At 62.7% G+C, this 18,308-nt stretch carries 20 protein-coding genes (1 of these 20 running past the window's edge); 9 read left to right on the plus strand and 11 right to left on the minus strand.

Annotated features, from left to right (window positions below; all coding sequences use genetic code 11):
- From JO965_RS13470 to JO965_RS13480, 3 genes are all read left to right on the plus strand, one after another.
- A protein-coding gene (locus tag JO965_RS13470; protein WP_203439405.1) for a PAS domain S-box protein crosses the window boundary here: on the plus strand, positions 1-247 show its end. Its footprint begins 1,289 nt before the window's first position; only the last 247 of its 1,536 coding nucleotides appear in the window; its start codon lies off the left edge, out of view; it ends in the stop codon at positions 245-247.
- The gene (gene fixJ / locus JO965_RS13475) at positions 237-848 is read left to right on the plus strand and encodes a response regulator FixJ (protein WP_203439406.1); all 612 of its coding nucleotides are present in this window, start codon (positions 237-239) and stop codon (positions 846-848) included. The genes JO965_RS13470 and fixJ overlap by 11 nt, the downstream gene beginning before the upstream one ends.
- A 113-nt stretch (positions 849-961) precedes the next feature.
- A complete protein-coding gene (locus JO965_RS13480) occupies positions 962-1,330 on the plus strand; it encodes a response regulator (protein WP_203439407.1) in 369 nt (122 codons plus the stop codon).
- Positions 1,331-1,498: 168 nt separating this feature from the next.
- On the opposite strand, the gene JO965_RS13485 is transcribed toward JO965_RS13480, so the two are convergent.
- The 10 genes from JO965_RS13485 to ccoN form a co-directional block, all read right to left on the minus strand.
- Positions 1,499-2,185, minus strand: coding sequence for a helix-turn-helix domain-containing protein (locus tag JO965_RS13485; protein ID WP_203439408.1), 687 nt, complete (start codon positions 2,183-2,185; stop codon positions 1,499-1,501).
- A gap of 140 nt (positions 2,186-2,325) precedes the next feature.
- Positions 2,326-3,441 (minus strand): MFS transporter, encoded by a 1,116-nt coding sequence (locus JO965_RS13490; RefSeq protein WP_203439409.1) that lies wholly within the window; start codon positions 3,439-3,441, stop codon positions 2,326-2,328.
- A complete protein-coding gene (gene ccoS, locus JO965_RS13495) occupies positions 3,438-3,587 on the minus strand; it encodes a cbb3-type cytochrome oxidase assembly protein CcoS (RefSeq protein WP_203439410.1) in 150 nt (49 codons plus the stop codon). The genes JO965_RS13490 and ccoS overlap by 4 nt, the downstream gene beginning before the upstream one ends.
- A gap of 3 nt (positions 3,588-3,590) precedes the next feature.
- Positions 3,591-5,828 (minus strand): heavy metal translocating P-type ATPase, encoded by a 2,238-nt coding sequence (locus tag JO965_RS13500; protein ID WP_203439411.1) that lies wholly within the window; start codon positions 5,826-5,828, stop codon positions 3,591-3,593.
- A gap of 11 nt (positions 5,829-5,839) precedes the next feature.
- Positions 5,840-6,337, minus strand: coding sequence for a FixH family protein (locus JO965_RS13505; protein WP_203439412.1), 498 nt, complete (start codon positions 6,335-6,337; stop codon positions 5,840-5,842).
- Positions 6,338-6,347: 10 nt separating this feature from the next.
- On the minus strand, positions 6,348-7,817 hold the full coding sequence (gene ccoG / locus JO965_RS13510; protein WP_203439413.1) for a cytochrome c oxidase accessory protein CcoG: 1,470 nt from the start codon (positions 7,815-7,817) through the stop codon (positions 6,348-6,350).
- Positions 7,818-7,948: 131 nt separating this feature from the next.
- Positions 7,949-8,845: a cytochrome-c oxidase, cbb3-type subunit III gene (ccoP, locus tag JO965_RS13515; protein WP_203439414.1), complete on the minus strand. Its 897-nt coding sequence runs from the start codon at positions 8,843-8,845 to the stop codon at positions 7,949-7,951.
- Positions 8,846-8,849: 4 nt separating this feature from the next.
- Positions 8,850-9,005 (minus strand): cbb3-type cytochrome c oxidase subunit 3, encoded by a 156-nt coding sequence (locus JO965_RS13520; RefSeq protein ID WP_203439415.1) that lies wholly within the window; start codon positions 9,003-9,005, stop codon positions 8,850-8,852.
- A 12-nt stretch (positions 9,006-9,017) separates the two neighbouring features.
- Positions 9,018-9,752, minus strand: coding sequence for a cytochrome-c oxidase, cbb3-type subunit II (gene ccoO / locus JO965_RS13525; protein ID WP_203439416.1), 735 nt, complete (start codon positions 9,750-9,752; stop codon positions 9,018-9,020).
- Between the two features lie 11 nt (positions 9,753-9,763).
- On the minus strand, positions 9,764-11,428 hold the full coding sequence (gene ccoN / locus JO965_RS13530; protein ID WP_203439417.1) for a cytochrome-c oxidase, cbb3-type subunit I: 1,665 nt from the start codon (positions 11,426-11,428) through the stop codon (positions 9,764-9,766).
- 439 nt (positions 11,429-11,867) lie between these two features.
- On the opposite strand from ccoN, the gene JO965_RS13535 reads away from it, so the two are divergent.
- A complete protein-coding gene (locus JO965_RS13535) occupies positions 11,868-12,740 on the plus strand; it encodes a 3-keto-5-aminohexanoate cleavage protein (protein WP_203439418.1) in 873 nt (290 codons plus the stop codon).
- Here JO965_RS13535 and JO965_RS13540 read toward each other — a convergent pair.
- On the minus strand, positions 12,737-13,516 hold the full coding sequence (locus JO965_RS13540) for an IclR family transcriptional regulator (RefSeq protein ID WP_203439419.1): 780 nt from the start codon (positions 13,514-13,516) through the stop codon (positions 12,737-12,739). The two genes, JO965_RS13535 and JO965_RS13540, sit on opposite strands and share 4 nt — an antisense overlap.
- Before the next feature lie 181 nt (positions 13,517-13,697).
- Here JO965_RS13540 and JO965_RS13545 point away from each other — a divergent pair, with 181 nt between their 5' ends.
- The 5 genes from JO965_RS13545 (at position 13,698) to JO965_RS13565 (ending at position 18,300) form a co-directional block, all read left to right on the plus strand.
- Complete coding sequence (locus JO965_RS13545) at positions 13,698-14,879, plus strand: ABC transporter substrate-binding protein (protein ID WP_203439420.1); 1,182 nt, start codon at positions 13,698-13,700, stop codon at positions 14,877-14,879.
- An 84-nt stretch (positions 14,880-14,963) separates the two neighbouring features.
- Complete coding sequence (locus JO965_RS13550) at positions 14,964-15,827, plus strand: branched-chain amino acid ABC transporter permease (RefSeq protein ID WP_203439421.1); 864 nt, start codon at positions 14,964-14,966, stop codon at positions 15,825-15,827.
- Between the two features lie 34 nt (positions 15,828-15,861).
- Positions 15,862-16,842 (plus strand): branched-chain amino acid ABC transporter permease, encoded by a 981-nt coding sequence (locus tag JO965_RS13555; protein WP_246776549.1) that lies wholly within the window; start codon positions 15,862-15,864, stop codon positions 16,840-16,842.
- Positions 16,839-17,603, plus strand: coding sequence for an ABC transporter ATP-binding protein (locus tag JO965_RS13560; protein ID WP_203439423.1), 765 nt, complete (start codon positions 16,839-16,841; stop codon positions 17,601-17,603). The genes JO965_RS13555 and JO965_RS13560 overlap by 4 nt, the downstream gene beginning before the upstream one ends.
- A complete protein-coding gene (locus tag JO965_RS13565; protein WP_203439424.1) occupies positions 17,584-18,300 on the plus strand; it encodes an ABC transporter ATP-binding protein in 717 nt (238 codons plus the stop codon). The genes JO965_RS13560 and JO965_RS13565 overlap by 20 nt, the downstream gene beginning before the upstream one ends.
- The last annotated feature ends 8 nt before the right edge of the window (positions 18,301-18,308 follow it).

An 18,308-nucleotide genomic window follows, 5' to 3' on the forward strand; every position in this document is an offset into this window, starting at 1 on the left:
CGAGGGACATGTCGAGCTGAGTGTTGAAGATACCGGCCCTGGTCTTGCGCCCGAGGTGGCCTCTCAGCTCTTCCAACCCTTTGTGACCACCAAGAAGCATGGAATGGGTGTCGGCCTGTCGATCTGCCGTACGATCGTGGAAGCGCATGGTGGTAAGATCTGGGCCGTATCGAAGCAGGGCGAGGGAACCGCATTCCGCTTCACACTAAGAATTGTCGGACGGGAGGAGATGGCGCATGCAGAATGATGTGGCCGTGCATGTGGTTGATGACGATGTGGCTGTCCGCAAGTCGCTGGCATTCCTGCTGGCCTCAGAGGGACTTCCGGTCCGCTTGCACGAATCCGCCTCGGCCTTTCTCGATGATGCGCCAAGTGTAGAGGCGGGCTGCATCGTTACCGACGTGCGCATGCCGGGCATCGACGGCATCGAACTGATCCGGCGCCTGAAGGAACGCGGGATTGCGCTCCCCGTCATCGTCATGACCGGTCATGCGGACGTGCCGATGGCGGTCGAGGCCATGAAGGAGGGGGCAATCGACTTCCTCGAAAAGCCGTTCGGAGACGAAGTGTTCCTCGCCGCTGTCCGTTCCGCTCTCGCGCGCCAGGAAAGGAACAGCCATCATGGTGCCCAGGTGGCCGAGATCCAAGGCCGGTTCGATGCTCTGTCGGAACGGGAGCGCCAGGTTCTCGACGGGCTCGTGGCTGGCAAGGCCAACAAGATGATTGCCTACGATCTCGGAATCAGCCCGCGTACGGTGGAGATCTACCGGGCAAATGTCATGGCGAAGATGCAGGCCAAGAGTCTGTCGGAACTCGTCCGCCTCGCTCTCCTGATCGAGGCGAAATAGCCCCTTAAGGAATATTCCTGAGTAGGGAAACGGAAAGCGCTGTGCATAATCCGCGATGTTGGCCGAGTGCTCTTATCTTCAGGCCACGACCACGGATCACACAGGCTTTCCGGATGTCTCAGCTCTCGGGACCGGTCATCGTCGTGGATGACGATGACGCGGTCCGAAACTCATTGAAGTTCGCCCTGGAGCTTGAGGGCCTGTCCGTGCATCTGTTCAAGGATGGCGCGGAACTTCTTGCGGCGTCGGATCTACCGCAGGGTGGTTGCTTCGTGATCGATTACAACATGCCGGGCATGACTGGGATCGAACTGGTCGGACAATTGCGGCAGCGCCGGATCGACTGCCCCGCAATTCTCATCGCTTCCCAAGTCAGCGACGATCTCTATAGCCGCGCCGCCCGGTCGGGCTTTCGGGTCGTGCTGGAGAAGCCGCTGCATGACAGTGAGTTGCTCGACAGCATTCACGCGGCCCTCGCGTGACATTTTCTTAGCGATATGTTTGAGGCTTCGGCATCGCTCTATGCCGGCTCAATGCACCATCTTCTTCTAAAATGCATCGCGCCCTGCTGTTGCTATGACGGCAGGACGCGATAGGTATGCTTGAGCTTGGGAAGATCTGCTGCATCCAGAAAGGTTCCTGAGTCTCGTCTATGCGTTCAGGCGCTCGAGGGCAGCCTTGTTGCTCAGCACCACATGACGAGCGGAAGGAAGCTCAATGACACCCTGCCGTTCGAGCTGCGTGAAGGAGCGAGAAACGGTCTCGATCGTCAATCCAAGATGGTCTGCGATATCCATGCGCGACATGGGAAGATCCAGAGCGTCGTCATCGGCTGTGCGCTCCGCCAGGTCGAGAAGGAAGGTCGCGATCTTCTCCAGGGCCGACTTGCGGCCGAGCAGCAGCATATGGTTCTGGGCACGAACGAGAGCGCGCATCATTCCCATCGTCATGTCCTGAGCGAGTTGAGCGTCTCTTCCAGTCAAGGCCGCGAGATGGCTGCGGCGATAGGCGACGACGACGCAATCGCCGACGGACTCGGCGCAGAACCGATGCTCGTCCCCGGCTTCGATGCCGAAGATATCTCCGGCCATATGAAAAGCGTCGATCTGACGGCGTCCGTCGGTCAGGAGCTTGGAGGTGCGTACCACACCCGAGAGAACCTTGTAGACGAAAGCGGCTCTGTTGCCCTCGGCGAAGATTTCCTCATCCTTGGCGAAGGAATGTACCGAACCGACCGACGCGGGAGGCGCATCGGCGGGCTTGCGAAACTGAGGAACTTCCAGGGCGAATAGAGGAAGGGCCGAAGAAGAGGCTTTGGTGAGGAGCGCAGTGTGCATCGAACCCTCGCGAACTCGTGAACGTGATGTGAGTTCATGGGTACTGCCGCCGAGGCTGGGCTGAAATTCAGGTCTGATACCTAAGGGGTTTTCCTTAGGTCGAGCGCAGTATGATCAAGGCGGCTTCCAGCGGCTGAAAACTACGCAAAGACGTTGGCTGCCAGGGCACCCAGGATCGCTCCTGTCAGCAGCGTGCCGTCGTGAAGGCCAAGAAGAACCCGCGAGACGGGAGCGCCTCCATGGACCCAGAGCGTGGTGCCAAGCATGACCAACGACCATCCGGCGCCGGCAAGGGCCGCCGCGACGGAGAACCCTCCCGCTGTACCGGCTAGCATGAAGGCCAGAGCCCCAGCCATCAGCAGAAGGCATCCGACGACAGACAGAGGGACTGGTAGGGCAAGGCGCGGCAGGACGGCCAGGGCCAGCGACGGAGCATACATGGCCATGACATGCCATGCCACGGCGCCCACGACGGCATCGGAAGGCGCGCAGCCGATCACGGCCAGGGGAGTCGCACCCATGAGGGCCGTCATGGCGAACCATCCGAGGGCGCCGATGGCGGTCGGCAAAAGGATAGAGCGCCAATCCTGCGAGCCTGTCGTTTCTGCGCCCCGCTCCCGGTGCCTCTGATAGGACAGCGATGCGGTCATCATGAGAGAGCCCACATGTGCCAGAGCGGCTGCAGCAGCCGTGCCCGCAAAGATCCGCGGCGAGGCCAGCGTCTCGGCTAGGCCAGCGATGGTCGGAGCAATCAAGCCTGCAAGGGTTGCGGCGCCGAAGATGATCAGGAGTGTGCTGGCTCCCCTGCCGCCAACTGGCACGGCGGCATGGCGGTAGAACAGGCTGAAACCGCCTGCGATTCCGAGCCAGAACGCGCCCAGCACGAGGGCCCCGAAATGCAGAGACACGAGCGCCCAGACAAGTACCAAGCCGCCGGCGGCACCGAGGCTTGCTCCAAGAGAAAAAGCCGCCCGGCGACCAAAGGAATCGAGCAGGAACGAGGCGGGAAGGCTCGCGACAGCCGCACCGACATAGAAGGCGGCATAGGGAAGGGTAGCCAAGCTCCCACCCGGTGCGAACGACAGGCCAGCCAAGGGCAGAATGCTCAGGGTCAGGACCTGGGCCAGCACGGAGAAGGCAAAGCCGGCCGCGAGAAGCGCCGTCCCGCGGTGATCCGAGGCCGTGTCGCCCAGCGCTCCCGGTTCACAGATGCATTCGAGCTGTCCCGCCCGGGGCATGGCCGTCAGAGAGGTCATTTCCGGACATCGTCGTCAGACAGGACACGCACGGCCGCGCCCTGCACATCGTCATACTGACCGTTCTTCAGCGACCACATGAAGGCCACAAGGCCGGACAGGCCGAGCAGAAGGGCCATCGGAACAAGATAGAGCAGGACTTCCATGGATCAGGCTCCTTGTACCGCCGGAATGACATCAGATTGCGCTGGCGCCGGGCGCGATGCAGGTGTGCTTCCGCGGACTCGAAGGGCATTGAGGGTCACAATGGTCGAGGAGCCCGACATGGCGAGCGCCGCAACCAGGGGCGTGACATAGCCGAGAAAGGCGAGGGGGACCGCGATCAGGTTGTAGATGAGGGCGACGCCCAGGTTCTGACGCATGAGGCTGTGGGCACGGCAGGCGATCTCGATGGTGTCCTGCACAGGCTTCAGCCTGTCGCCAAGGAAGACGGCATCGGCCTGGGCCTGGGTCAGATCGGCCGCATTGATCGGCGACAGCGACACATGTGCTGCGGCGAGCGCCGGAGCGTCATTAAGGCCGTCGCCGACCATCAATACCTTGCGGCCTTCGCTCTTGAGCGCCTCAAGCGCTTCGATCTTGTCGGCCGGCTTGCAGCCGCCGCGCCACAACGTGATGCCGAGCGTCGCGGCGATGGGAGCCACGGCCTCTGGCCGGTCGCCGGACAGGATGCGACAGTCAAAGCCTCGCTGGAGAAGATTCTGCACGATAGCGACGGCATCCGGCCGCAGGGCCTGTCGCACGAGCAGAACAGCCTGTTGCCTGCCCCAGGAAAAGGCGATCACGGAAGCCGTCGGATCGGTCGCAGCAGCTTCGTTTGCAACGTCTTCAGCGCCGCAAAAGGCGGGACTGCCGAGGCGCATCTCCATGCCATCAACTACGGCCCGGACGCCCTGGCCAGGCTCCTCGGTCACACCGTCGTAGGGGCGGCGATCATGAGTCAGCTGCGCTACAGCCGCGGCTAGAGGATGATGGCTCGAGAGCGCGAGCCGGCTCGCTGCCTCCAGAAGACCGGGCTCCACATCGGACGCATTGACCACGCTCATGGTGGGCAGGGTGAGAGTGCCGGTCTTGTCGAAGACGATGGTGTCCACTTTCGCCAAGCGCTCGAAGGCATCGCCCGCGTTGAGGAAAACGCCGGAGCGGAAGAGCGCGCCGGAGGCGACAACCTGGACCACGGGCACCGCCAGCGCCAGGGCGCAGGGGCAGGTGATGATGAGGACGGCAATGGCGGTGATCAGCGCATCGTGAACGGAGGCGCCGGTCGCGATCCAGGCCAGGGCCGTGATTGCTGCTGCGGTATGCACGACCGGCGCATAGATCTTCGCGACCCGGTCGGCCAGTTGCACATAGCGTGATTTCGCGGCGGCCGCATTCTCCAGAAGCCTTTCGACCTCATCGAGCAGGGTGCCCTTGCCCGCAGCGGTCACACGCAGAGTCAGGGTACCATTATAGTTCATGCTTCCCGCATAGACCTGGCTGTCGGCTCTGACAGCGCGGTGGGCTGTCTCGCCGGTCACGAGACTCTCGTCGACCTCGGAAGAGCCGGAGAGTACGATCCCGTCAACCGCAATGCGCTCGCCCGGACGCACGAGTACTCGGTCGCCGGCCTTCAAAGCAGCGGTCGGCAGCAGGACGACCTCGCCATTCTCTTCGATCCTGTGAGCGACTTCAGCCCGGAACGACGCGAGATTGCTCGCGACCGCACGGGTCTTCCGGCGCATGGCCTGATCGAGATAACGGCCGCAGAGCAGGAAGAAGAGCAACATGACCACCGAGTCGAAATAGGTGTGCTCGGCAGAATTGATTGTCTCGACCACTGACACGGTGAGTGCCAGCAGAATGCCAATGACGATTGGCACGTCCATGTTGGTGCGCCGGTTGCGTAACGCATTCATGGCGCTCTGGAAGAAGGGCTGACCGGCATAGGCGACAGCCGGGAGGGCGATGAGCGCAGCAAGCCAATGGAAGAAGTCACGGGTTTCAGGCGTGATATCCGTGACGTTGCCCGACCAGACGGAGACCGCCAGCAGCATGATGTTCATGGAGGCAAAGCCTGCCACCGCGAGGCACTTCAAAAGCCATTTGGCGCGGCGGTCCTCCTCTTCCTCCACAAGCCTGGACTGGAAAGGATGGGCCCGGTAACCGAGCCGCTGCAGTTCTTCCACCACGCGGCCTGGTGAAAGCTCTCCGTCGCGCCATTCAACGGCAAGGCGATGGTTGGTGTAGTTCAGCCGCGCGTCCAGAACGGCCGGCAGCCGGCACAAGCCGCTCTCGATCTCGTCGATGCAGGCGGCGCAGTCGATGCCTTCGACCGCGAGGTCGAGATGGGCTGTGCCGTCGTCCTGGCGTTTCACGTAGATGGAGAGGTCGAGGGTCTCGGCCATTGCGAAAATCCTCAGAGCGAGATGCGGCTCTTGGAGCGGAAGACGGTTTCCGTCTCACGCTTCAGATTGATGACGAGATCCCACTGGCCCTCCGGCATGGGGGTGAGGCTCTTGAACCGGCCCGGTGTCAGCTCGACGAACTCGAGCGGCATATCGCGGCGCTTGTCCGTGGGATGAGCCAACCGGATCTCCGGGATGAGGCCCACCAGCACCTGCCCCTGGGAGTCCCTTGCTGTGATGATGAGACCAGCGGCATCTCCCCGCTGCAGGGCGGCATCCACCGACCAGTGGCGTGCGTCCTGAGCATGGGCCGCTGCGACATCGTTCTTGAACGACAATCCGGCCTTGTAGGCGCTCTCCGTCTCGACGCCGCTGAAGCTTGAGATGGCGACGCGGACCATGTAGAAATTCATGGCGAAGATAACGCCGAAGAAGGACACGAAATAGAGCAGGACCGTGCGTCCGGTGATGGGTCTCGGCGACCGCGTTGTGGCGGCTGTGGTGGACATGAGTCTATCCTTAAGGTGCCTTGAAGTGATCGCTCGTGCTGGCGGTATCGCCGGTGGAGAGGTCGATCAGGACGAACCGGAGCGAGGTCGAGTCCTCCGCTGTCGACGTGGTGTCCGTCACCAGCACGCGGGCCTCCAGGGTCTGGTCCGGTCCGACGGTGACGATGGAACGGCCCTGCTGGTCGATCTCGCCGCCCACCACATCGACCTTCACCTCGGGTAAGCCTTCCACGCTGAGGGCGTAGCGGCGTACGTCGAGGTTCTTGTTGGCGATCCGGATGGTGAAGCCGTTGCGGATCGAGCCGTCGGAGAGGCGCACGAACAGCGGGTTGCGGTCATGCATTACCGTCAGATACAGACTCTGGCGCATGGCAAGCGAGGCGATCATCACCGCGCCGACGAGGGCGATGAGACTGGCATAGAAGAGGGTGCGCGGACGCAGGATGCGGCGAACCTCCGGGCGCCCCTCGATGCGCGCCTGGACGTTCATGTCCGTATCGTAGGCGATCAGGCCCTGCGGACGGCCGATCTTGTCCATCACGCTGTCGCAGGCATCCATGCACAGGCCGCACTGGATGCAGTCGAGCTGCAGGCCCTTGCGGATGTCGACGCCCGTCGGGCACACGACCACGCATTGATTGCAGTCGATGCAGTCGCCTGCGGGCAGTCCCTGGAGCTTCAGAGCCTCGTTCTTTTTCACCGAGCCGCGGGGTTCACCGCGGTCATAGCGGTAGGTGACGTTCAGCGCATATTCGTCCGTCAGCGCAGCCTGAATGCGCGGCCAGGGGCACATGTAGGTGCAGACCTGCTCGCGCATGAAACCGGCGAGCGTGTAGGTCGTGAAGGTCAGAATGCCGATCCAGACATAAGCCACGAAGGGCGCCTGGAAGGTCGCCAGTTCATAGACGAGAGTAGGTGCATCGGCGAAATAGAGCACCCAGGCACCGCCGGTCCACCAAGCGATCATGAGCCAGATGAAGTGCTTCAGGGCCTTCCGGCTGAGAACGCCAATGGTGAGCTTCTCCTTGTCATGGCGCATCCGTTCGCGCCGGTCGCCCTCAACCCAGCGCTCGACGGCATAGAACAGGTCGGTCCAGACAGTCTGCGGGCAGAGATAGCCGCACCAGATGCGGCCCGCGACGGCGTTCATGAGGAAGAGTGTGAGAGCCGCCAGCACCAGGAGGCCGGTGAGATAATAGACCTCCTGAGGCCAGATCTCGATGAAGAAGAAGTAGAACCGGCTGTTGGCGAGATCGACCAGGATGGCCTGATCGGGCGCGTTTGGGCCGCGATCCCAGCGAATGAAGGGCAGGAAGTAATAGATGCCGAGGGTGACGGCGAGCACGATCCACTTGATCGTGCGATAACGGCCCTTCACGGCCTGGGGGTAGATCTGCTTGCGGGGAGCGTAGAGCGGTGCGTCATCCGCCTGGGCTGGGGCGGCAGCTCCGAGATTATGAGGAAGGGGGGCGTCAGCCATCGAATCTGTCGCAATCGTCTCGATCTGAATGAAGACGGGATACGATGCGACAAGCCAAGCTGCCTTGATTCAAATCAAGCGACGGCCGGAGGTCACCCTCCGGCCGCTTACCGATCGGTATCCGAACAGGTTCAAGGCCTCTGATCGCCGCCCAGAGAATGAACGTAGAGGGTCAGTGCCTTGATACTCGTGTCGTCCAGACGTCCGTGCCAAGTCGGCATGACGCCGCCGCGCCCGTTCATCAGGCCCTCCACGATGGTTGCCTTGTCGGAGCCGAAGAGCCAGATCTTATCCGACAGGTTGGGCGCACCGAGATCCTGACTGCCCTGGCCCTTGTCGCCGTGGCAGGCCGCGCAATTGTCGGCATAGACTTTGGCACCGGCTGCCAGATTGGCTCCCTTGTCCGTCGGTAAGCCCGACAGTGAGCGGACGTAGTCGGCCGCGTGGGAAATCTCCTCGCGCTTGAGCATCCCGTCGCGACCGAAGGCGGGCATGGAACCGGTATGGCCCTGATCGCTTGTCGAGCGGGCGCCGTAGCGGATCGTGTGCTCGATCTGCGTGAGCGAGCCACCCCAGAGCCAATCATCGTCGTTCAGGTTCGGATAGCCTTTTGCACCAGCGCCACCCGCGCCGTGGCAGGGGGCGCAATTGTCGCCGAACGCCGCCTTGCCCTGAGCCAGTGCGAAGGCGAACATTTCAGGATTCTGCCTGATCTCTTCCAGAGAAGCTCCGGCGAGCTTCGCCGTCATGCCGGAACGCTGCTGCTTGAGAGCGTCGAGATCAGCGACAACCGCATCCCGCGACTGCCAGCCGAGGACGCCCTTGGTATAGGACGAGACCAGCGGCCAAGCCGGATAGGCGATGCAATAGGCGATCGCCCAGACGATGCTGGCATAGAAGGTCCATAGCCACCAGCGCGGCAACGGATTGTTGAGCTCCTGGATGCCGTCCCAGCTATGCCCGGTGGTGGCGACGCCGGTGACGGCGTCGACCTGCTCATGATGCCCTTCGTAGTTTCCTTGGGCCATGGGATCAATCCTCCTGGAGAGGCATGCGCGAGGCCGCATCGAAGCGGTCCTTCCGCGAAGGAGCGAGGGCGTAGATCAGCACCGCCAGAAAGACGGCGACGAAGTAGAGGAGCCCCCAGGTCTGGGCGAGTTCAGCGAAGAATTTGTAGGCTGCTGGCATGATCGTTCGTCCTCAGCGCATATTGGCCTTGTTGTCGTAGAGCTTGAAGTCGACCTGCGTGCCCAGCATCTGCAGATAGGCGATCAGAGCGTCGGCTTCGGTCACCTTCTGCGGATTGCCGTCGAAGGTGCGCGACTGGGCCTTCGGGTAGCGCTTGGCGAGATCAATGGCATTCGGGTCGTCGGCATTGGCCTGGACGCGGATGTCGCTCTCCGCATTCTTCAGCATCTCCTCGCTGTAGGGCACGCCGAGGGTCGCCTGCACTTTCAGCTCCTGAGCAATCGCCGATGCATCGAGCTCGGTCTTCTCAAGCCAGGGATAGCTCGGCATGATCGAGCCGGGCACGACGGCGCGGGGATCTTTCAGGTGATCCCTGTGCCAGTCGTCGGAATACTTGTTGCCGAGACGGGCGAGATCCGGGCCTGTGCGCTTGGAGCCCCACTGGAACGGCCGATCGTACATGCTCTCGGCCGCGAGCGAGTAGTGACCGTAGCGCTCCACCTCGTCGCGCAAGGGGCGGACCATCTGGCTGTGGCAGTTGTAGCAGCCCTCACGCACATAGATGTTGCGGCCGGCCATCTCGAGCGGAGTGTAGGGCCTGACGCCCTCCACCTTCTCGATCGTGCTCTTCAGGTAGAAAAGAGGCACGATTTCCACGAGGCCACCGATGGATATGACGATCAGCACACCGATGATGAGGATGATCGAGTTGGTCTCGAATATCTTGTGACGGGACCAGAGTGACATGATCGTTTCCTTTACTCCGCAGCGATGAGCGCGGGCTGTGCAGGGAGGGCCTCCGCAACAACCGATTCAGCCGAGGTGATCGTCTTCCAGACGTTCCAGGCCATGATCAGGCTGCCGGCCACGAAGAGAGCGCCACCGAGTGCACGGATGATGTAGAAGGGGTGCATCGCTTCAACGGTCTCGATGAAGGAGTATTCGAGGAAGCCGAGGCTGGTATAGGCGCGCCACATGAGGCCCTGGAGAATGCCCGCGACCCACATCGACGAGATGTACAGCACGATGCCAAGGGTCGAGACCCAGAAGTGCCAGGAAACGGCCTTCATGGAATAGAGCTCTTTCTTGTTCCACAGCCAAGGAACTAGGCAGTAGACGGTTCCGAAGGAGATGTAGGCGACCCAGCCGAGAGCTCCGGCATGCACGTGGCCGATGGTCCAGTCAGTGTAGTGCGACAGCGAGTTCACGGCCTTCACCGACATCAGGGGGCCCTCGAAGGTCGCCATGCCGTAGAAGGCGAGCGACACGGCCATGAGACGCAGTACGGGATCGGTGCGAAGCTTGTCCCAGGCGCCTGAGAGGGTCATGAGACCGTTGATCATGCCGCCCCAAGAGGGCATCCACAGCATGACCGAGAACACCATGCCCAGCGTCTGCGCCCAGTCGGGCAGGGCGGTGTAGTGCAGGTGGTGGGGTCCCGCCCAGATATACATGAAGACCAGGGACCAGAAGTGGATGATAGAGAGGCGGTAGGAATAGACCGGCCGCTCCGCCCGCTTCGGGATGAAGTAGTACACGATGGCAAGGAAGGGCACAGTGAGCAGGAACCCGACCGCGTTATGACCGTACCACCACTGCACCAGGGCATCTTGGACGCCGGACCACAGGATGTAGCTCTTCGGCGAGAAAATCGAAACGGGAATCGCCGGGTTGTTGCCGAGGTGCAGGACCGCGATGGCGAGAATGAACCCGAGATAGAACCAGTTCGCCACGTAGATATGAGGCTCCTTGCGGCGAATGACGGTGCCGAGGAAGACGAGGAAGTACGTGATCCATACGACGGTCAGGAAAAGGTCGGCATACCATTCCGGCTCCGCATATTCCTTGCCCTGCGTGATGCCGAGCAGGTAACCCGTGCCCGCGATCACGATGAAGAAGTTGTAGCCGAGAACCACGAACCAGGGTGCGATGTTGCCGACGAGGCGTGCGCGGCAGGTGCGCTGCACCACATAGAACGAGCTGGCGATGAGCACGTTTCCGCCGAAGGCGAAGATCACCGCCGACGTATGCAGCGGCCGCATGCGCCCGAACGACAGCCAGGATGTGTCGAAGTTGAGCGCCGGAAAGGCGAGTTGGGTCGCGATCAGAAGACCGATGGTGAAGCCGGCGATGCCCCAGACCACAGAGGCGATGGTCGCGAACTTCACCGGGCCCATGTTGTAGTTCGGCTTGCCGCCGATGGTCAGCGGGGGCAGCTCCGCAGGGCGCTCGTAGTAGCGGTTCACGATGGCGAAAACCGCCGCCACACTGGCTGCTGCAAAGAGATAGGCATGGAAGGCGTATTCGGGCGTATAGGCCTTCGCCGCGATGATGATGCTGAGGAGCGCCAATCCGGCGAAGGCAAGGGCCGAGCCCATTTCGCCGAAAGTCATTCCTTTTGAGGGTGCTACCGCTTGAGCCATAGGCTTCAACCTTTTGAGAACATCGGCGAAGCCGCGAGCTTTGCCGTCAGCAGATTCGTTTAAGGAGGGGGCTGGGAAGGGGCATTGATGCAGATCAAACGAGACTGGCGGCTCTCAAGCGGCCCACCTGTCCGGCATCTTACAAGGACAGGGACAAAAACCGTCCGACGCCTGGTTTTCTAGCCCGAATGCGCGACCCCGCGGGTCATACCCGGCTTGAAATGAAGAGCAGTGGGAAACTTGGTGCAGAGTAGATGTGCCTATGCAGCAGGCGAGGGGTTCAGGGGGCGTCGACATCGTGCCTAACAGAAATGTCAGAGGCCTTGATCCAAATCAAAGACCGGTTGGACCCCGCAATCGGATGTGTCTTAGCCCAAGCAGAATTTTCAATCCTTCTCCTCGCTCTTCCAGGTGGATGCCCTATGTCCCGCTGGAGCCCATGCAGCCTTCAGAGCCGGTGGGGAGAAAACGCGTGAAGCCCGTCGTCATTGCCGTTGCGATTACAGGATCGGTCCCGCGCAAGACGGACAATCCGGCGGTGCCGATCACGCCGACCGAGCAGATCGAGTCGACCCGGCAGGCCTTTGAAGCCGGCGCCACCCTGGTCCATATCCATGTGCGCAACGACGACGAGACGCCCTCATCCGATCCGGAGCGCTTCGCCGCCGTGCAAGCCGGGATCGTCAGGCACTGCCCGGGCATGATCATCCAGTTCTCGACCGGTGGGCGAGGGCGTGACCCGAGCCAGCGCAGCAGCGCCCTCGCGCTGCGTCCCGATATGGCTTCGCTCGCGACCGGATCCGTGAATTTTCCCGCCATCGTCTACGAGAACCACACGGTGCTGGTCGAGGAGATGGCCGACAAGATGAGGGAGCTCGGCATCCGCCCGGAGATCGAGATCTTCGATCTCTCCCATCTCCACAGCGCCAGGCGTCTGGTCGACAAAGGGCTGCTCGACGAACAGCCGCATATCCAGTTCGTCCTCGGCGTGCAGAATGCGCTGCCGGCCGAGGAGCGGCTGCTCGACATTCTTCTGAAAGAAGCCAAGCACCTTTTCCCGAACTGCACCTGGACGGCGGCGGGAATCGGCCGTCAGCAGGCCAAGGTGATGGACTGGGCTCTCGCCCGTGGAGCAGACGCGGTGCGTACCGGGCTTGAGGACAATATCCGCACCAACAAGGAGCGGCTCGCTTCCAGCAATGCGGAACTGGTCGAGCATGCGGTACTCGCCGTCGAGCGGCACGGGCATCGCATCGCAACGCCCGAGGAGGCTCGCGCTCTGCTCGGTTGCCAGCCTGTCGCCATACCTTAGAGCATATATCGAAGTGCCTCACTCGCCGCGCTCAGCGAAGGCAGGAAGCGCTCCCGCATCTCATCCGCCGACACACGCCCGGCCTGGGCGCTGAGGTTGAGCGCAATCGTCACTTGACCGTTCTTCTGCACCACCGGCACGGCAATGGAACGCAGGCCGAATTCGAGTTCCTCATTCACGAGGGCATAGCCCTGGTTTCGCGTGGCTTCCAGGACGGCGCGAAACTCGGACTTGTCAGTGATGGTCTTTGGCGTCCTCGCCTCCAGGCGGACGCGCTGGAGGTAGGCCTCGATCACGGCCTCGGGCTGGTAGGCCAGGATCGCGCGGCCCAAGGACGTGCAATAGGCGGGGAGGCGGCTTCCCACCCCCAAACCGATGGACATGATCCGGCGCGTGGCGGAACGGGCGATATAGACGATATGGTCCCCATCCAGAATCGCGGCCGAACTCGACTCGCCCGTCTCTTCGGAAATCCGCTCCAGGAAGGGCTGGACCCGGGCCGGAAGCGAAGCGGATGCGAGATAGGCGTAGCCGAGACGCAGGATGCGCGGGCTCAGGGTGAAATAGCGCCCGTCGAAATCCGCGTAGTTCAGCTTGGTCAGCGTCAGCAGGTAGCGCCGCGCCGCAGCGCGGGTGATGCCGGTGAGCTTCGCCACGTCGGACAGGGTCAGCCGCTGCCGGCCGGCATCGAACGCCTCGATCACCATCAGGCCCTTCTCCAGACTCGCGACGAAATCGCGGTCGGCGGTCTGATCTCCGGTCTCTTCGCTCTGCATCTTCTGCTCCGACAGGCGTATGCTGGACTTTGGTAGCCTTGACACCGCCTGCCCAAACCGTACTACATGTGCGATATAGCTTTCAATGTTCGCAGTGCGCACAAGAAGCTAGACGATGGACTAACAGGAACCGCGATCCGTCGGCATGAGATCGGGACAGTTCAGAGGGAGGATACGGCTTATGAGAGCTTCAAAGAGAATTCTGGGCGCCGCCATCGGCGCGCTGCTGATGGGTTCGGTCCCGGCCTATGCCGAGACGATCAAGATCGGCATCATCGGCCCGTTCTCGGGCCCCTTCGCGCTGCAGGGCAAGAATTTCCAGGCCGGTGTCGAGGCCTACATGGCGCTGAACGGCAAGTCGGTGAAGGGCAACGACATCGAGGTGATCTACCGCGATCTTCCCGCCGCCAACCCGGCCCAGTCGCGCGCCCTGGCGCAGGAACTGGTGGTGAAGGAGAAGGTGCAGTATCTCGGCGGCGTCTATTTCACGCCTGATGCCATGGCGATCACGCCGCTGCTCGCTCAGGCCAACACGCCGCTCGTCATCTTCAACGCGGCGACCTCCGCGATCATGAACACCTCGCCGCTCGTGGTTCGCACCTCGTTCACCACGGCGCAGACGACGACGCCCCTCGGCAAGGTTGCCGTCGATGAAGGCGTGAAGAAGGTGATCACGATCGTCAGCGATTACGGCCCGGGCGTCGATGCGGAGAACGCCTTCAAGAAGGCCTTCGAGGCTGCCGGCGGGCAGGTGGTCGAATCCATCCGCATGCCGATGAACACGACCGATTTCAGCCCGATCATGCAGCGCGTGCGCGATTCCGGCGCGGCGGGCCTCTTCGCCTTCCTTCCCTCCGGCCCGCCGACCCTCGGCTTTGCGAAGGCCTATAACGAGACGGGCCTCAAGAAGGCCGGCATCAAGTTCTATGCGCCGGGCGATCTCACGCAGGAATCCGATCTGCCGGCACTCGGCGATGCGGCGGACGGCCTGAAGACCAGCTTCCATTACGCGGTGTCGCATGACAGCCCGGAGAACAAGAAGTTCGTCGAGGCCGCCACCAAGGCCATCGGCTCGGCCGACCAGCTTTCGTTCCCGTCCGTCGGCGCCTATGACGGCATGCACGTCATCTACAAGATGATCGAGGCCACGGGCGGCAAGCAGGATGCCCAGAAGGCGGTGGACGCCGTAAAGGGACTCGCGTGGACGAGCCCGCGCGGGCCTGCGCGGATCGAGCCTGATACGCGACACATCACGCAGAACATCTATCTGCGCGAAGTCGCCAAGGGTGCGGACGGCAAGTCCATCAACAAGGAAATCCAGACCTTCCCGAACCAGAAGGATCCTGGTCTCGCGACCCAGTAAGCGCGACACAAGTGAACTCCGAGGGCGCTGCATCTGAAGCCGCGCTCTCCCATCAGCCGATCCGCCACGCGTCCGGGATATTCCATGCAGACCATCCTCAGCATCGCGATCGACGCCTTTGCTTACGGCATGGCTCTGTTCATCATCTGCATCGGCCTGTCACTGACGATGGGCCTGATGCGGGTGGTGAACCTGGCGCATGGCGCCTTCGCCATGATCGCGGGCTACATCGCTTCTTACGCGGCGCGCGATCTCGGGATGGGCTATGCTGTCGCGATCTTCCTGGCAATCATCGGCACCGTCATCATCTCCATTCCACTGGAGCGGCTGCTGTACCGCCGGATCTACGGTAGTCCCGAACTCACCCAGGTGCTGATGACTATCGGCATCACCTTCTGCGTGATCGGCATCACCAACTATTTCTTCGGACCAACCCTGAAGACCATTCCGCTGCCCGGGAGCCTGAGCCAGCCGGTAGATGTCGGCTTCAAGACCATCGCCGCGCACCGGCTCTTCGTCATGGCCTGCGGTGTCATCGTGGCCGGCGGGCTCTGGTTTCTCATCGAGAAGACGGATTTCGGCATCAAGCTGCGGGCGACCGTGGACAATGCGGCCATGGCCGATGCGCTCGGCGTGCGCACGCAGGTGGTCTATGCGATCAGCTTCGCCATCGCCATCGGGCTGGCGGCGCTCGGCGGCGTGGTCGGCGCCGAGTTCCTGCCCATCGAGCCCTATTATGCCCTGCGCTACATGGTGACCTTCCTTGTCGTGGTCTCTGTCGGCGGGGCGGGCTCGATTCCTGGCGCCGTCGTTGCGTGCCTTCTGCTCGGCGCGGTGGACACGACTGGGCGCTACCTGATGCCGGAATTCGGCAACTTTTTCTTCTATGCCGCCGTGATTGCCATCGTCTGCGTGTTCCCGCGCGGTTTCTTCGGAAGGGCCCAGTAACGTGCAGGTGGTCGCACAAACAGAGAGAGTTGCGGTGCCTGCTTCCACCGACCGCCGCTGGCTGCGGGATGTCATCGGCGTTGCTCTCATCATCGCAGCAGGGCTGGCAGGTTACTGGCTCTTCCCCGACAACCTGGCGCTCCTGACACGCGTCATCGCCGTGGCGCTGCTCGTCCTGTCGATCGATCTGATCACCGGTTATTGCGGTGTCGCGACCCTGGGACAAGCCTCGCTCTTCGGCGCCGGTGCCTATGCGGCCGGCATCGCCTGCGTGAACGGGATTACCGAGCCGTTGACGCTCATCGCCATTGGGGCGGTTGCCGGATCGGTCGCCGGGCTCCTCATGGGCACGATCATGCTGCGGGCGCACGGGCTCGCTCAGCTCGTGCTCTCGATTGCCATCGTCCAGCTCTTCCACGAGGCCGCGAACAAGGCGTCCACCTATACCGGTGGCAGCGACGGGCTGGCAGGCCTGATGGTGAGCCCGCTCTTCGGCATGTTCGAGTTCGACCTGTGGGGCCGCACCGCCTATCTCTTCGGCCTCGCCCTGCTGGTTCTCGTCTTCATCGTCCTGAAATTCATCGTCGCCTCGCCCTTCGGCATGCTGTGCCGGGGCATCAAGCAGGACCCGATCCGCATTCGCGCCATGGGCTCCTTCGTGTTCCCGGTGCTCCTGAAGATGTTCGTGATCTCGGGGGGCGTCGCCGGCATGGGCGGCGCACTGGCAGCGATCTCCACCCAGGTGGTCGGCCTCGACAGCGTGAGCTTCGAGTTGTCCGCGAATGCCCTCGTCATGCTGGTGCTCGGCGGGCTCGGCACCCTCTACGGGGCGCTGGTCGGCACGGTGATCTTCATGGGCTTCGAGCACATCGTCTCGGCGATCAACCCGTTCCACTGGATGACCATGGTCGGCGCGCTGCTGATCGCGGTGGTGCTGGCAGCCCCCGGCGGGCTGAGCGGGCTCCTGGACAGGTTTTCCGCATCGGGCCATCGCGCGAAGAGGGGGAAGGCATGAGCGATCTCTTTCGCGTCGAGGGCCTGACCAAGAATTTCGGCGGCCTCGCCGTCAGCAGGAATATCTCTCTGACGATGGTGCCCGGAGAGCGCGTCGCCCTGATCGGTCCGAACGGTGCCGGCAAGACCACCTTCGTCAATCTGGTGACGGGACAGATTCGCCCGAGCGCAGGGAGCGTCGTCCTCAACGGCGAGGAGGTCACCAGCCTCGGCGCCGTGCAGCGCGTCCGAAAAGGGCTCGTGCGCACCTTCCAGGTCACGCGGCTGTTCTCGCAGATGACGCCCGAGGAGCACGTGACCCTGACCGTGCTGCAGCGGGAGGGCAAGGCCAACCGGATTCTCAGCCGCTTCACGGGCAATTCCGAAGTGGCAGGCGAGGTCGAGGGCATCCTCTCCACCCTCGGCCTGCTGGATGTGGCGCGGCGCCGGGTCGGCGAGATCGCCTATGGACAGCAGCGCCTGCTGGAGATCGGCATCGCGCTGGCGCTGCGGCCGAAAGTGCTGCTTCTCGACGAGCCTGCCGCCGGCGTGCCGTCGAGCGACACGCCGAGAATTGAACAGGCGCTGGAGCGGCTTCCACCGAGCCTCGCTGTTCTGATGATCGAGCACGACATGGATCTCGTCTTCCGCTTCGCCAAGCGTGTGGTCGTGCTGGCCGCCGGCGAGATCATCTTCGAGGGGCTGCCCTCGGAGGTCGCCGCCAACCAAAAGGTCCGTGAGGCCTATCTGGGGAACTATGCCCATGCCCGCAGCGTCGCTTGAAGTCCGCGGATTGAGTGCGGGCTACGGCCCGACGGTGGTCCTGGAGGATGTGTCGTTCTCCGTGCCGTCCGGCGCGCGCCTGTCCATTCTCGGCCGCAACGGCATGGGCAAGACCACGCTGCTCTCCACGCTCATGGGCATGAACCGGCGCTATGGCGGCGAGATCCTAATCGGCGGTGCCGATGTGTCATCCCTCAAGAGTTCAGAGCGTGCCCGCCGAGGCATCGGCCTCGTGCCGCAGACGCGGGATATCTTCCGCTCGCTGACGGTGGAGGAGAACCTGATCGTCGGGCTGAAGGACCGGCCGCGCAGCGTCATTCAGGAAGCCTACGACATGTTTCCCCGCCTCCACGAGCGACGGAGCAACCTCGGCTGGCAATTGTCCGGCGGTGAGCAGCAGATGCTCTCGACGGCTCGCACCATCCTCGGCCGCCCGTCCGTGCTTCTCCTCGACGAGCCATTAGAGGGCTTGGCTCCGGTCATCTGCGAGGAGCTCATGGCCGCCTTTACCCGGCTTGCCTCCGGTGGCGACATGACGATCCTGCTGGTCGAACAGCGGCTCGAAAGTGCGCTTGATTTCGCGGAATCCGTCCTGGTCTTAGAGCGGGGGCGGATCGCCTGGCAGGGGACGAGCGAGGCTTTGCGCGCCGATCAGGGTTTGGTCGAGCATTATATCGGCGTCGGTTCGCTGCATTGAGGCGGGGT

The sequence above is a fragment of the Microvirga sp. VF16 genome, from assembly GCF_016864375.1.
In the GTDB taxonomy this organism is placed as follows: Bacteria; Pseudomonadota; Alphaproteobacteria; order Rhizobiales; family Beijerinckiaceae; genus Microvirga.